This window comes from Marinomonas sp. ATLA20 (genome assembly GCF_057180105.1).
Window position 1 is genome coordinate 144,223 of the sequence record NZ_JBXUKU010000001.1, and the last position, 13,534, is coordinate 157,756.

Annotated in this window: 14 protein-coding genes; 6 read left to right on the forward strand and 8 right to left on the reverse strand. The window is 44.9% G+C overall.

Annotated elements, in window-relative coordinates; all coding sequences use genetic code 11:
* Positions 1-261: 261 nt before the first annotated feature.
* A complete protein-coding gene (locus tag AC2A4J_RS00605) occupies positions 262-750 on the reverse strand; it encodes a 2TM domain-containing protein (RefSeq protein WP_212917036.1) in 489 nt (162 codons plus the stop codon).
* 120 nt (positions 751-870) lie between these two features.
* Positions 871-3,084 carry a DNA helicase II gene (gene uvrD, locus AC2A4J_RS00610; protein ID WP_484174503.1) on the reverse strand — a complete coding sequence of 738 codons (2,214 nt, stop codon included), beginning with the start codon at positions 3,082-3,084 and terminating at the stop codon, positions 871-873.
* Between the two features lie 184 nt (positions 3,085-3,268).
* Here uvrD and AC2A4J_RS00615 point away from each other — a divergent pair, with 184 nt between their 5' ends.
* From AC2A4J_RS00615 to AC2A4J_RS00625, 3 genes are all read left to right on the forward strand, one after another.
* The gene (locus AC2A4J_RS00615; RefSeq protein ID WP_255827265.1) at positions 3,269-3,463 is read left to right on the forward strand and encodes a PA3496 family putative envelope integrity protein; all 195 of its coding nucleotides are present in this window, start codon (positions 3,269-3,271) and stop codon (positions 3,461-3,463) included.
* A gap of 299 nt (positions 3,464-3,762) precedes the next feature.
* Complete coding sequence (locus AC2A4J_RS00620; RefSeq protein WP_255827266.1) at positions 3,763-4,959, forward strand: amino acid aminotransferase; 1,197 nt, start codon at positions 3,763-3,765, stop codon at positions 4,957-4,959.
* A 170-nt stretch (positions 4,960-5,129) separates the two neighbouring features.
* On the forward strand, positions 5,130-5,756 hold the full coding sequence (locus AC2A4J_RS00625) for a DsbA family protein (RefSeq protein WP_484174504.1): 627 nt from the start codon (positions 5,130-5,132) through the stop codon (positions 5,754-5,756).
* A 33-nt stretch (positions 5,757-5,789) separates the two neighbouring features.
* Here AC2A4J_RS00625 and AC2A4J_RS00630 read toward each other — a convergent pair whose 3' ends face one another.
* Positions 5,790-7,388, reverse strand: a complete 1,599-nt coding sequence (locus tag AC2A4J_RS00630; RefSeq protein ID WP_484174505.1) for a GntR family transcriptional regulator — start codon at positions 7,386-7,388, stop codon at positions 5,790-5,792.
* Between the two features lie 207 nt (positions 7,389-7,595).
* On the opposite strand from AC2A4J_RS00630, the gene AC2A4J_RS00635 reads away from it, so the two are divergent.
* Both AC2A4J_RS00635 and AC2A4J_RS00640 read left to right on the forward strand, forming a co-directional pair.
* Entirely contained in the window at positions 7,596-8,813 is a 1,218-nt protein-coding gene (locus tag AC2A4J_RS00635; RefSeq protein ID WP_484174506.1) for an aminotransferase class V-fold PLP-dependent enzyme, read from the forward strand.
* A gap of 6 nt (positions 8,814-8,819) precedes the next feature.
* Positions 8,820-9,227: a SufE family protein gene (locus tag AC2A4J_RS00640; protein WP_484174507.1), complete on the forward strand. Its 408-nt coding sequence runs from the start codon at positions 8,820-8,822 to the stop codon at positions 9,225-9,227.
* Here the strand turns inward: AC2A4J_RS00640 and AC2A4J_RS00645 are convergent.
* The 3 genes from AC2A4J_RS00645 to tcdA are packed head-to-tail and all read right to left on the reverse strand — an operon-like array spanning position 9,224 to position 10,725.
* The gene (locus AC2A4J_RS00645) at positions 9,224-9,631 is read right to left on the reverse strand and encodes a DCC1-like thiol-disulfide oxidoreductase family protein (protein ID WP_255827276.1); all 408 of its coding nucleotides are present in this window, start codon (positions 9,629-9,631) and stop codon (positions 9,224-9,226) included. The genes AC2A4J_RS00640 and AC2A4J_RS00645 overlap by 4 nt on opposite strands.
* Positions 9,628-9,945, reverse strand: coding sequence for a N(4)-acetylcytidine aminohydrolase (gene yqfB, locus AC2A4J_RS00650; protein WP_255827277.1), 318 nt, complete (start codon positions 9,943-9,945; stop codon positions 9,628-9,630). The genes AC2A4J_RS00645 and yqfB overlap by 4 nt, the downstream gene beginning before the upstream one ends.
* Complete coding sequence (tcdA, locus tag AC2A4J_RS00655) at positions 9,946-10,725, reverse strand: tRNA cyclic N6-threonylcarbamoyladenosine(37) synthase TcdA (RefSeq protein WP_255827278.1); 780 nt, start codon at positions 10,723-10,725, stop codon at positions 9,946-9,948.
* A 114-nt stretch (positions 10,726-10,839) separates the two neighbouring features.
* Here tcdA and AC2A4J_RS00660 point away from each other — a divergent pair, with 114 nt between their 5' ends.
* On the forward strand, positions 10,840-11,580 hold the full coding sequence (locus tag AC2A4J_RS00660; RefSeq protein ID WP_255827279.1) for a TrmB family transcriptional regulator: 741 nt from the start codon (positions 10,840-10,842) through the stop codon (positions 11,578-11,580).
* Between the two features lie 83 nt (positions 11,581-11,663).
* On the opposite strand, the gene AC2A4J_RS00665 is transcribed toward AC2A4J_RS00660, so the two are convergent.
* Positions 11,664-12,083 carry a F0F1 ATP synthase subunit epsilon gene (locus AC2A4J_RS00665; protein WP_484174508.1) on the reverse strand — a complete coding sequence of 140 codons (420 nt, stop codon included), beginning with the start codon at positions 12,081-12,083 and terminating at the stop codon, positions 11,664-11,666.
* Between the two features lie 63 nt (positions 12,084-12,146).
* Positions 12,147-13,523, reverse strand: a complete 1,377-nt coding sequence (gene atpD, locus AC2A4J_RS00670; protein WP_484174509.1) for a F0F1 ATP synthase subunit beta — start codon at positions 13,521-13,523, stop codon at positions 12,147-12,149.
* Positions 13,524-13,534 lie beyond the last annotated feature (11 nt).

Genomic DNA, 13,534 nt, shown 5'->3' on the forward strand with positions numbered 1-13,534 from the left:
TACAAAGGTAAGCTGAGTCTTATTCCTGCGAAGCAGGCGCAAAGGAATAAGACTCAGTGTTACCGGAGAGTTAAAGCACTTCCAGTTTAGAAGCGACAACACCAGCCATTTGCGAAGTTAACCTGAACGCGAGATTGTGAGCCTTGTAACTATTCTGCACAGCTGTTTTATCGTTTACTTTTTCAACTTACACTGCCATTAACATTCAATACACAGAAGCATTGATGGGCACAATAAAATAAAGAAAAAAGCTTTTATCACCTAGAGCTTTCGCCCTAGCTGTTTTTCCACTTGTTTCTTTTCCCATTCAGGACCAAACAGCTTAATGATGTTAAAGACTCTTAAAGCATGAAAAACCAAGCCTATTCCCCAGCCTAACATCGGCCAAAATGCCCAAATATAAGAAGGGTTAGTAAACAGGTTAATACCGAATAACACCGGAATGATTACACAATACTGCATAAGATGAGCGTAAAAGCCTCTGATTTTGCGCACACGATAAAAAGCCAATTGTTCTTCTGAGCTAACGGCATAAGCCGATTTTTCTTCCATATCATGAGTTGTCATATCAGTGTCTCCTTGCAGGTCTGTAATAGAGAGTTCAAAAACAGCCGCTAAAGATTTCAATGATTCCAACCCAGGCTGTTGACCTTTCTCAATACGCTGAATCGTTCTGATACTTAATCCACTCAGTTGAGAAAGTTGCTCTTGAGACCAACCTTTTTGGAGTCTAAGTTTTTTTACGATCATCCTAATAATCCTTACTTGCTGTTTTCATTCAGCCTACTGAAACAAACACTCATCCGTGACGACATTACAGTGACACCAATATGACAACACTTAAAAATCAATAAGTTATAGTCCAATAAATTACAAAACTTCTAATTTAGCAAACGACAACACCAGCCATTTGGTGCCTTCGTCGTCGAAGTTAACCTGAACGCGAGCTTGTGGGCCTTGGCCTTCGTAGTTGATTACCAAACCTTCACCAAACACCGGATGATTCACTCGATCGCCCATGTTGACGCTGATTTCTGGCGCCTTGTAACTGTTTAATACATTGCTGTTTTGCAGTTTATTTTTTTCAAAGTTGTAATCTGGACGCTGCATAGACACAGGACGACTTACTTGCGAGCGAAGGCGCACTTCTTCCAAGCATTCCGGTGGCAACTCTTTGATAAAGCGCGATGGGCTATTAAACGACTCGCTACCAAACAAACGACGAGATTCCGCGTAAGTGATGTATAGCTTTTCCATTGCGCGGGTAATGCCTACATAACAAAGACGGCGCTCTTCAGCGAGTCGTCCAGGTTCTTCGAAAGACATCTTGCTGGGGAAGATGTTTTCTTCTACGCCCGTTAAGAACACCAATGGGAACTCTAGACCTTTCGCCGAATGCAATGTCATCAACTGCACGGCATCTTGGTATTCGTCCGCTTGCGCATCGCCTGCATCCAATACCGCTTTGTCCAAGAACGCCATCAACGGAGAGCTAAATTCTTCGTCTTCGTCGCTCCAACTGAATCCGCCAGCCGCACCAACCAACTCTTTCAAGTTTTCGATACGCGCTTCGCCCTTCTCGCCTTTCTCTTTTTCGTGGAAAGGGATCAAGCCGGCTTCCTCGATAATCTGCTCGAAAATATCATTCAGATTCAAATCAGGCTGCTGCACCGTGGTGCTCAAGCCTTCAATTAGATGCAAAAACGCCTTGATGGCATTGGTCGCGCGCCCTGCCATTAAGGACTGACGTACTATTTCTTGCGCTGCTTGCCACATAGAGCAACCATGGTCACGGGCAAACTCTCGTAGCGTACCAATACTGCGTTCACCAATACCACGAGGCGGCACGTTGATAACTCGCTCCATCGCACCATCGTCATTCGGATCCAACGCCAAACGCGCATAAGCCAAGGCGTTTTTGATCTCAAGACGATCATAGAATCTGTGCCCACCATAAATTCGATAAGCAATCTGTTCCCTAACTAAGCATTCCTCGATAACACGAGACTGAGCATTGGAGCGATACAAAATCGCCATGTCCGTCAGAGACGTTCCCTTGTCACGCCATTGTTTGATAATGCCAATGATAAAACGCGCTTCGTCTTGCTCGTTAAACCCTGCATAAAGAGAAATAGGGTCGCCTTCACCGCTATCTGTCCAAAGCTCCTTACCTAAGCGATCGTCGTTGTGTTTGATCAAACCATTCGCCGCATTCAGGATATGACCGGTTGAACGGTAGTTTTGCTCCAATCGGATGGTGCCAACGTCTTTAAAATCTTTGGTGAAGTTTTGAATATTTTCAATTTTCGCGCCACGCCAGCCATAAATCGATTGGTCATCATCGCCTACCGCAGTAATCGTACCTTCACTGCCCACCATGATGCGCAACCACGCGTATTGAATCGTGTTGGTATCTTGAAACTCGTCCACCAGCACATGACGAAAGCGATCTTGATAATGGCGTAGCAACGCCGGCGTACTGAGCATCAATTCATGAGCACGCAATAACAATTCGCCGAAATCCAATAATCCGCCACGTTCACAAGCTTCTTCGTAGTGGTAATACAACTCGCGCATGCCTTTGGAAAAAGGGTCATGGCTGTCTGGCACATGAGCCGCTCGGCGGCCTTCGTCTTTTTGTGCGTTGATAAACCAAGACACTTGCTTAGGCGGCCAGCGAGTATCGTCGATGTTCAGTTCTCGCATGATGCGTTTGATGAGTCGCAGCTGATCGTCGCTGTCCATAATCTGGAAGTTTTCTTTTAGTCCCGCATCACGCCAATGAGCACGCAATAAGCGATGTGCCAAGCCGTGAAAGGTTCCAACCCACATGCCTTGAGGAGGAACGCCCACCAGCTGCTCAATACGGCCTTGCATTTCACGAGCCGCTTTGTTGGTAAAGGTTACTGCCATTAAGCTGTAAGGCGACAATTCGTAAGCGTGCATCAACCATGCGATACGGTGCACTAGGACTCGGGTTTTTCCTGACCCAGCGCCAGCCAAAACAAGGCTATTCTGCAGAGGCGCAGCAACGGCTTCACGCTGCTTGTCATTCAATGAGTCGAGGATAAAAGAAACGTCCATTACATTCCGCCATAATAATTAATAAATTTGTCACAAAAAACGCGTAAAAATAGATTGATTTTTAATCTATTTGGGTTTTTTATTAGCTTGAAAATACGTTGTCTGTCTATTTTGACTTTTTTTAACTGTCGATGACAGTGATCTATGCACTTCAATGTCGTCGAACGTCCAAAAGGGTATAACGATGAGCGATTTTGCTGAAACATTAACTGAAGTAAAAACCGACATAATGCATGCGTCCATTAGCTTGGAGAACGAAACAAAAGAACGGAATCAAAAGGAAGACGCAGCACGTATGTTAAAAGCCAGACGTGCAATTGAACAGCATTTAGAAGAAAAACGTCTGCACCATGATATCTCAAACGGCTGGGACGATTAATTTTCCTCCTGATTGATTGAGACTTAAAGTGAACTAAATACGACCTAGCTGTTTGGTTAGGTCTATGTACCTTTTTCACTAAAAAACACACCTCTCAGCAACCTAAGTGTTGTGACACTACTCTGTCAGCCTAAAAAAGCGGCTTTATTTATAATAAGCAGCTACATTTTATACAGTTAATTCTTGCCCTTTTTCTCCAACTTATAGCGGTTACTCACGTGTTGGAGTACCATACAGTCTGATTTTAATATCTTCTAATCCATAATAAAAAAAGAAAATAACCCTCTTGGGGAGTTACCATGTTTGAACAAATCCAAGCTGCTCCAGCAGACCCAATTCTTGGCCTGAATGACGCTTATAAAAATGACCAAAATCCCAATAAAATTAACTTGGGTGTTGGCGTTTACAAAGATGAACTAGGCAATACGCCTATTTTAAAATCAGTCAAACAAGCAGAAGAACGTTTGTTGGCTCAAGAAAAAACCAAAAGCTATTTAAGTATCGAAGGCGCACCCGCTTATCGATCTGCCGTGCAAACGCTTTTATTTGGTAAAGACCACAATATTATTACCAAACAGCTTGCTCAAACAGCCCATACCCCTGGCGGCACAGGCGCATTACGCGTCGCAGCAGAATTCATTAAAAAACATTTACCAGAAGCAACCATTTGGGTCAGTAACCCAACTTGGGCTAACCATCAGGCTATTTTTCAATCCGTCGGTTTGGAAGTTGGAAGCTATGCGTACTACGATGCTGACAGTAAATCCTTAGACTTTGAAGCCATGCTTGCCAGCTTGTCTCAAATTCCTGAAGGCGATGTAGTCTTGTTCCACGGCTGCTGTCACAACCCAACAGGCATAGATCCAACGCCAGAGCAGTGGTATCAACTTGCTAAGCTTTGCAGTAAACAAGGCTTCTTGCCATTGTTTGACTTCGCGTATCAAGGTTTTGGCCAAGGTTTGCAAGAAGATGCTCAGGGCTTGCGTACTTTCTTAGAACACGTGCCAGAGATGCTAATCGCAAGTTCGTTCTCTAAAAACTTCGGTTTGTACAACGAACGTGTTGGCGCTTTGACGATCTTGTGTGAAACAGCAGAACAAGCTGAAGCGACATTTACACAGATCAAACGCTGCATTCGTACCAACTACTCAAACCCGCCATCTCATGGCTCTGCGGTTGTTGCCGAGATTCTGAATGACCCTGAGCTATTTGCTCTATGGGAAAGCGAAGTAAAAGCCATGCGTACTCGTATTCATGAAATGCGTAGCTTGTTTGTGAATACCCTACGAATCAAAGGCGTTAGCCAAGATTTCTCATTCATTTCCAAACAACAAGGCATGTTCTCTTTTTCTGGCCTAACGCCAGATCAAGTCGCTCAGCTACGTAAAGAGTTCGGCATCTACATTGTTGGCTCAGGACGTATCAGCGTAGCAGGCATGACCCATGACAACATGGAACCACTTTGTGATGCTATCGCCGCAATTTTAAAGGGCTAGTCTAATATTTAGTCATCATTATGTGATTTAAAAAAAGCGGCTTCAACTTGAGTGTTGAAGCCGCTTTTTTATACCCATCGTTTTTGTTTGTTGGTTGATCCTTGCTGTTTTCTAACTAAAAGGCTGCTACCTTATGGGCTCGCTTTTTTCTACCTTAATAGGAGCTATCCATGACGGCCACACTGATTTATTGCTACGACCCTATGTGCAGCTGGTGTTGGGGATTCCGCCCTACTTGGACCAAGCTACAAAAAGCACTGCAAGACCTAGTCGATGCGGATCAATTAACCATTCAACCCATGCTGGGTGGCCTTGCCATTGATTCCGATGTGGCCATGTCAGATGAGATGAAAAGTAAACTGGAAGGCACTTGGCAGAATATTCAAAGCTCGCTGGGAACAGAATTCAATTTCGACTTTTGGAGAACGGCCGCGCCACGACGCTCTACTTATCCTGCATGTCGAGCCTGCTATGTCGCAAGAGACACAGGACTAGAGGAAGAAATGTATCACGCCATCCAAGAGGCGTATTACTTAAACGCTAAAAATCCATCAAATTTAGACACGCTCATCGAATGCGCTGAGCATATAGGCATGAATGCCGACGGTTTCAAAAAAACCATGCAACACGTTAAAAGTAAGCGTTTATTGGAAGAAGAAATAGAGCAAGCTCGACACCTTGGCTTGAACTCTTTCCCATCGTTAGCCTTGCTGGTAGGCGATCAACTCACGCCAATTCCGCTAGATTACAAAGACCATTCAAGCATGCTAAATACCATAAAAAAGGCGCTATCGTAGCGCCTTTTTTATCGTAATAGATTGTACCTACTTTTAGCCAAAGTCATGATTAATTAAATCTAGCATGGGATTGTAGAGCGGCTCAGTTGTTGCGTTACGAGACTTATTGGTTTCCTTTTCAGAATCGGGTTGCGCTAAATCGCTTTCTATCGACTCAACAATGTCTTCTGTTTGCTCGTTTTCTTCGGCTGGCTCATCTTGCTCATGCGTCTCTGTAGCTTGCTCATCGGTTTCTTCAATACTAGGCTCTTCGGACTCATCAACTATTTCAGACTCTGCAACTGGCTCAACTTCATCAACGACTAAATGCTCCGCCAAAGCTTTTGCCAAAGGCTCAACATCGTCCAAAGTGACATTCACTGCTAACCAGTAATTCGCATCCGCTTCATGGCTTACTAACGCGCCAGGCACAATGGCATGGCGAAAACTGGCTAATAAAGCCGTCATACTGGCGACGTCTAAAGGCTTAGACAATCGCATCCAGAGCGACATTCCGCCCTTGCTGGCCGCAAAGCTAACATGCTCACCAAGTCGTGTTTCAAGGTGTGCTTTAACACGTTCTGAATTCGCCCAAACGCCTCGAGCGCGTTTAATTAATGAACGCTTACTATTTGGCTGTAATGCATCAGTCAAAGCGGCCTGTTGAACATCGCTCAACGCCATATCTGCGCCTAAAAAAGCCCCTTCCAACAAAGCTTGATGCTTACCCGGCAAGCACCAGCTTGCCGAGCGATCTACACCTTTTGATTCCACGCCGCCGATATAAACAATCTGATCCGACGAATCCAATGACTTGTAAGTCATCATCGAACCCGCGCGATACGCTAGATGCGAACACAAATCCCACTCAATCACTGGTAACTTGGTTTCTTCGATAATCGCTAACCAACGACGCAAGCTTAAATTACTCACCAACTGACCCGCTGGAAACGAAAACTGCCCCGGCAAGACAATTAGGCAGATGTCTTTATCACGCAAGCAGCGAATCGCTAAATCAAGATCGACACCGCGCTCGCCAGCAGAAAGTGCAATGACCTTTCGCCCTAAACTCTGCAAAGTGGTCGTGATTCTGGGATCACAAGGCGTTAACACCAAAACGCTATCGCCTCGTTGAGTCAGCGTTTGCACGGTTTGAGTGAACATAGCTAGAGGCGAATACCCTAGCCAAAGGTGAGAAGCATGCGCTTTGATACCAAGCCCTTTCAGATGCTCACTAACGGCTTCACGGGCTGCCAAATGACCTTTGCCTAAGACAGGAAGGCTTACGTCTTCCTGACGTGCTGCAGGGCTTAAAAAGGTGTCACTTTGATCTACCAAAGCGGCACGATGGGCTAGGCACGACCAAGCAGGCTTGGTTCCGTCATTAGCCAACTCACGTAAGTTATCACCCGCCAGTAACAACGCAGGCTTTGTCTCGCTGCGATGACAAACAAAGTAGCCCGATTTAGGACGAGATTCGATCCAGCCATCTTCACTTAATAACTCATAGCCATGAATGACCGTATTTAAGCTAAGACCCAACTGTTTCGATAAAGCTCGCAAGGATGGCATTTTGTCACCGGGCACAATGGCCTCTTGTGACATCTGATCCAAAAACCAATCCACCACACCTTTATATAAAAAATCCGCCACCGTTTTGTACCTTTTCTAGTTTGTCATCTAGTATCTGTTCTCAATCATTATAGCTGTCTTTAAAAAACGCAAGTAAAAGCCCAATAATTCACGATTTTGATGGGGGTTAAGGTACAATTTCATCAATTTAAGGCTGATTACATCGCTTTTAATCAATCTATCATCGGTTAAAATCAGCTCATTGTTCAAACATAAAGTAGAGTATCCATGGCTTTTGACCCTTCCTCGCTTCGTCACCTATTCCCAATTTTGGCGCAGCCTGCTTACGATCATCCGTTAATCTATTTGGATAACGCCGCGACGACACAAAAGCCCTTATCAGTATTGGATGCCATTCAAGATTATTACCGCAGCTATAACGCCAATGTCCATCGCGGCGCACACTTCCTGAGCGACCGAGCAACTAACCGCTTTGAGCAGGCTCGTGACACTGTGGCAAGCTTTATCAATGCTCCCGAAAAAAGCCATGTGATTTGGACCAAAGGCGCGACCGAAGCCATTAATACGGTCGCGTTTGGCTTAGAACACCTGATCGAAAAAGGCGATGAAATCCTCATTACCAGTTTGGAACATCATGCTAACCTTGTGCCTTGGCAGCAATTGGCCTTTCGTACGGGCGCTCGATTACGTATTCTGCCATTAACGTCCAATGGCGAATGGGAACCTGAATTCAGCCACTATTTCACCGATAGAACACGTATTTTTGCAGCAACGCAGATCTCCAATGCCATCGGTGCCAGCACACCTCTGCAAACCATGCTTGATCATGCTAAGCAACAAGGCGCGTTTACTCTTGTCGATGGCGCTCAAGCCGTGGCGCACTACCCTGTTGATGTACAAACACTGGATTGCGACTTCTATGTTTTCTCTGGCCACAAAATGTACGGACCAACTGGCATTGGTGTGTTATATGGCAAAAGTCATGCATTGGAAGTCTTGATGCCCTACCAAACTGGCGGCGAAATGGTGCGTCATGTTTCATACCAAGCGACTGAATTCAATGTTTTGCCTTATCGCTTGGAAGCAGGAACGCCGCATATTGAAGGCGTTATTGGATTGGCGACGGCCTGTGATTTTCTGAACGCGCAGGATCGTATCGCCTTGCTAGCTTGGGAGCAATCCCTCGCCTCTCATGTCTATTCTCGTCTTCACAAAGAAGGTGGCATCGATATTTATTCACCAGAGAAAAACACGACTTTGGTTTCTCTAAGTGTACCCAATATTCATACTTTAGATTTAAATGCTTACCTAGATAGCCAAGGTGTCGCGGTTCGAGCTGGCAGCCACTGTGCCCATCCATTAATGGCGCAACTTGGCGTGGCTGGAACCTTGCGAGCTTCGTTTGCCTGCTACAACACCATGGAAGAAGCCAACCGCTTTTGTGACGTACTGCTAGAAGCCATAGACTTATTAAATGATGAGTAACAAGTAATGACAGATTCTTTAAATCAACAAAAGCCTGCAAACATCAAAGAACAACTACAAGCTTGCCGTAGTAAAGAAGAAACCTTCAAAGCCTTGGTAACACTAAGCAAAACCCTAACGCGTTTAACAGCTGAAGAAAAAACCGAAGACAACAAAGTAAAAGGCTGCGAAAGCGCAGTTTGGCTCATCATTGAAGAAAAAGATGGCCTGCGTCATTTCAAAGCCGACAGCGACGCCAAACTCATGCGTGGCGTGCTAGTCGCCATATTGAGTTTAGTAGAAGGGAAAACACTCACAGCTACTCAGCAAATAGATTTAAAAGCTGAGCTTGAAGAGCTTAATTTATCAAGTTACCTCACCAGCTCCAGAACCAATGGTGTATTGGCGATTTTAGACAAAGTAACATCTCACTAAAATCGTTCGTTACCACCCTGTTTTAAGTTATTAATCTTGGTTTTACCTAAGAGTTTCAATAACACGTTACGACAAGATCGTAATATTGGGTACAAAATATCCGAGATTTTTTTGGAGCTAAACAACCAATAGTTCAAGCGGTTAAACAAGCCAGAGCGACTGCTAAGCAAAGCTAAAAGATGAATAGCATCCGCGCCGTAGTAAAGCAGTCCATCCATCTTCAATACCATACCTTGATCTATGTCCAAACCCTCAGCAGTGATTTCTTGCAACACTTCAGGGTTCTCTCTCGCATCAATGAGTACTAGTTCACCGACACTTTGGCGTATACGAACGATCTGGCAATAAAAATGACAAGCAGGACATTCTTTGTCATAGATGAGCAGTATCTGTTTATCTGTCATGCATCAATCAACTGATAAGAGATCAAATACAGCTGTTGGATCCCTGGATAAATATCTTGAATCACTTCCCTTAATTCAGCCAGCGTCATGTTTTCTTGCTCGGCATGATAATCCGATAAAGCATCAAACAAGACAGGCTCGACAGACACTATTTTTAAACGACAAAACTCACGACCCTCTTCGAAAGTAGACACAGTCACCACTGAGTTAGGCACATAGTACCTTTCAGCACCATCACGCAAGGTAATGGTCTTTTTGCCAGATAGAATATCGGCCTCAAAGCGCTCAAAGAACGTCATGGTGGTTGGTGTCATTTAGTTCGCCTTCTGTGCCAGTTTTTCTAATACTCTCGACACGGCCACAAACGCAAAAGAAGCCGTCACTGCGGTACTGGCACCAAAGCCAGTATCACAGTTCATTTTGGTTTCTGTATCGCCTTTTAAGCGCTGATGAGAAACCGTGCCGTCGCCTTGTGGGTAGCTCAATTGCTCGGTGGAATACACGCACTCGATATCAAAGCGACGCTTTGGGTTACGGGTGAAGTTGTAATAACGTCGCAGAAAGTTGCGTAATTTAGCTGCGAGCGGATCTTTTTCGGTTTTAGCGAGATCACCGATTAAAATCTTGGTTGGATCCATTTGACCGCCCGCACCACCAACAGTGATGACCTTACGCTTGTTGCTCTTACTCCAAGCCATAAGAGCGGCTTTTGGTTTAATGCTGTCAATGCAATCAATAATGTAATCAAACGGCTCAGAAAGCAGCTCAGTGATGTTCTCGGGGGTAATAAAGTCTTCAATACAATTAACTTGGCAGTCTGGATTAATCAACTTGATTCGTTCCGCCATGACTTCGACCTTCGATTGACCAATATTGCCATCTAGAGCGTGAATTTGGCGGTTCGTATTAGTAATACAAACGTCGTCCATATCGATCAATGTAATGTAACCAATACCGGAACGTGCCAAGGCTTCTGCCGCCCAAGAGCCAACGCCGCCAATGCCGATGACGCAGACGTGTGCTTGAGTAAAAAACGCATACGCGGCATCGCCATATAAACGGCGTATACCACCAAATCGTTGATCGTTTGTCACTTTTCTCTCCTCGCAGCCAGATCGTCCTGCGCTTTTTATATCAATAAGTGTATTCTGTGAGCTTAGAAAATACAGACTACATTCTCTAAATAATTATCATGTACTGTGAGCCGTATGATTCAACAAGCTTTTGAAATGCTTGGTTTGACACCAAGAGAAACGCAACTTTACCAAACCCTATTAAAACTAGGACCTTCTTCGATCAGAGACATTGCCGAACACAGCGGCATCAATCGAGGAACGGCCTACGAGTCGCTAAAACAACTACAAAGCAAAGGTGTGGTCAGCTATTTTCCCAAAGGCAAACGTCGGCTATTTACCGCTGAAAATCCAGATATCCTGTTGAATCTAGCGGAAGAAAAACGCAACCGCTTAGACAAAACCATAGAAAACCTAAAAAACACCATCATTCCAAATTTGCACCAGCAACAACCAGATTATCATCAAACCCATGTACGTTATTACGAAGGTGATGATGGCATAGAGTGGGTTTTACGCGATATTTTAAACGTGGTGTCACAACAAGACCACAAAGAATATTGTGTGTTTTCTTCTAAACCGATTCGTCCTTTTTTGTATCGCCCGTTTCCCAACTACACAAAACAGCGGGTAAAGCTTGGTATTAACGTAAAAGTTATTGCTTTAGGGGATGGTGGTGAAGAAGCACAGTTGTCGGAACGAAAGTGGATTAAAACGGAAGGTTCAGTCGACGCCAGCTACATCGCTATCTATCCGCCAAAGTGTGCGATTATTTCTTTGGCGAGTAATAACTTCCCTTCTGCCGTGGTGTTGGAATCAAAAGACATCGCCAAGGCACAACAGATCATCTTTGACACCCTGTGGAAGATGCTCTAAAAAAACAACACTGCACTCGAATAACAGGCAATAAAAAAGCAGCTCGAAAGCTGCTTTTTTGACTTCAAACTCAACATTGCCGCTTATTTGTGCTCGCGGAACTGCTGAATAGTACGCAAGCGGGCCATAGCTTCTGCTAGTTCCACTGTCGCACGAGTGTAGTCGACGTCAGGTTTTTGGTTAGCCAAAAGCTCTTTAGCATGTGCCTGAGCTTTTAGTGCCGCCTCTTCGTCCAGATCTCTTGCACGAGTGGCTGTGTTAGCCAAGACGGTGACACGGTGCGGTTGAACTTCTAGGAAGCCACCGGACACGAAGATTACCTCTTCGTCACCATTTTCTTTAACCACACGAACAGGACCTGGTTGCAGAGTTGTCAACAATGGCGCGTGACCAGGCATAATGCCCAAATCGCCATAGCTGCCTGCAGCCACAAGAGATTGAACCGTACCGGAAAAAATCTCTTGTTCAGCGCTTACGATATCGCAGTGTACTGTGATAGCCATAAGTTGCCTCTCTTAGTCATACTTAGCAAAAGCGCTTAATAACGCTTTTGCTACGCGTGATGGTTAAAGTTTCTTAGCTTTCTCGACCGCTTCGTCGATACTACCAATCATGTAGAACGCTTGCTCTGGAAGATCATCAAACTCACCATCCAAGATGCCTTTAAAGCCACGAATAGTGTCTTTCAAAGAAACATACTTACCTGGAGAGCCAGTGAATACTTCTGCTACGAAGAAAGGCTGAGACAAGAAACGCTGGATTTTACGAGAACGGTTAACCGTTTGCTTATCTTCTTCAGATAACTCGTCCATACCCAAGATTGCGATAATGTCTTTCAATTCTTTGTAACGCTGCAATACCATCTGTACACCACGAGCTACGTCGTAATGCTCTTGACCGATAACTAGTGGGTCAAGCTGACGTGAAGTAGAGTCAAGAGGATCGATCGCTGGGTAAATACCCAAAGATGCGATGTCACGAGACAATACAACCGTTGCGTCCAAGTGAGAGAAGGTTGTTGCTGGAGATGGATCTGTCAAGTCATCCGCAGGTACATATACCGCTTGAACAGACGTGATAGAACCAGTCTTAGTAGAGGTGATACGTTCTTGAAGAACACCCATCTCTTCAGCAAGTGTAGGCTGGTAACCTACCGCAGATGGCATACGACCTAGCAATGCAGATACTTCTGTACCCGCAAGCGTGTAACGGTATATGTTATCTACGAAGAAAAGTACGTCACGACCTTCGTCACGGAACTTCTCAGCCATTGTCAAACCAGTCAAAGCAACACGAAGACGGTTACCTGGTGGCTCGTTCATTTGGCCGTAAACTAGAGATACTTTGTCGATTACGTTCGAGTCAGTCATCTCATGGTAGAAGTCGTTACCTTCACGAGTACGCTCACCAACACCTGCGAATACAGAGTAACCGCTGTGCTCGATGGCGATGTTACGGATAAGTTCCATCATGTTTACGGTTTTACCTACACCGGCACCACCAAACAGACCAACTTTACCACCCTTCGCGAAAGGACAAACAAGGTCGATAACCTTGATACCCGTTTCTAGCAATTCGTTGCTAGAAGACTGCTCAGCATAAGAAGGAGCTGAACGGTGAATTGACCAACGCTCTTCTTCGCCGATTGGGCCTTTTTCGTCAATCGGATTACCTAGAACGTCCATAATACGTCCTAGTGTTTTAGTACCAACTGGTACAGAAACCGGTTTGTTTGTATTTTCTACAACCAAGCCACGTTTAATACCGTCAGTGGAACCCATTGCGATGGTACGAACAATACCGTCGCCTAGTTGCTGTTGAACTTCCAACACCAACTCTTTACCCTCAATGGTCAGGGCATCATATACTTTTGGCACGCTATCACGTGGGAATTCCACGTCCATTACCGCGCCAATAACCTGTACGATGTGTCCGCTACTCATGTTCGGATCCT

What these genes read in the sequence shown, in the direction of transcription:
- AC2A4J_RS00605 (WP_212917036.1), bottom strand. Translation starts at nt 750, where the DNA reads ATGATCGTAAAAAAACTTAGACTCCAAAAAGGTTGGTCTCAAGAGCAA.
- uvrD (WP_484174503.1), bottom strand. Translation starts at nt 3,084, where the DNA reads ATGGACGTTTCTTTTATCCTCGACTCATTGAATGACAAGCAGCGTGAA.
- AC2A4J_RS00615 (WP_255827265.1), top strand. Translation starts at nt 3,269, where the DNA reads ATGAGCGATTTTGCTGAAACATTAACTGAAGTAAAAACCGACATAATG.
- AC2A4J_RS00620 (WP_255827266.1), top strand. Translation starts at nt 3,763, where the DNA reads ATGTTTGAACAAATCCAAGCTGCTCCAGCAGACCCAATTCTTGGCCTG.
- AC2A4J_RS00625 (WP_484174504.1), top strand. Translation starts at nt 5,130, where the DNA reads ATGACGGCCACACTGATTTATTGCTACGACCCTATGTGCAGCTGGTGT.
- AC2A4J_RS00635 (WP_484174506.1), top strand. Translation starts at nt 7,596, where the DNA reads ATGGCTTTTGACCCTTCCTCGCTTCGTCACCTATTCCCAATTTTGGCG.
- AC2A4J_RS00640 (WP_484174507.1), top strand. Translation starts at nt 8,820, where the DNA reads ATGACAGATTCTTTAAATCAACAAAAGCCTGCAAACATCAAAGAACAA.
- AC2A4J_RS00645 (WP_255827276.1), bottom strand. Translation starts at nt 9,631, where the DNA reads ATGACAGATAAACAGATACTGCTCATCTATGACAAAGAATGTCCTGCT.
- yqfB (WP_255827277.1), bottom strand. Translation starts at nt 9,945, where the DNA reads ATGACACCAACCACCATGACGTTCTTTGAGCGCTTTGAGGCCGATATT.
- AC2A4J_RS00660 (WP_255827279.1), top strand. Translation starts at nt 10,840, where the DNA reads ATGATTCAACAAGCTTTTGAAATGCTTGGTTTGACACCAAGAGAAACG.
- AC2A4J_RS00665 (WP_484174508.1), bottom strand. Translation starts at nt 12,083, where the DNA reads ATGGCTATCACAGTACACTGCGATATCGTAAGCGCTGAACAAGAGATT.
- atpD (WP_484174509.1), bottom strand. Translation starts at nt 13,523, where the DNA reads ATGAGTAGCGGACACATCGTACAGGTTATTGGCGCGGTAATGGACGTG.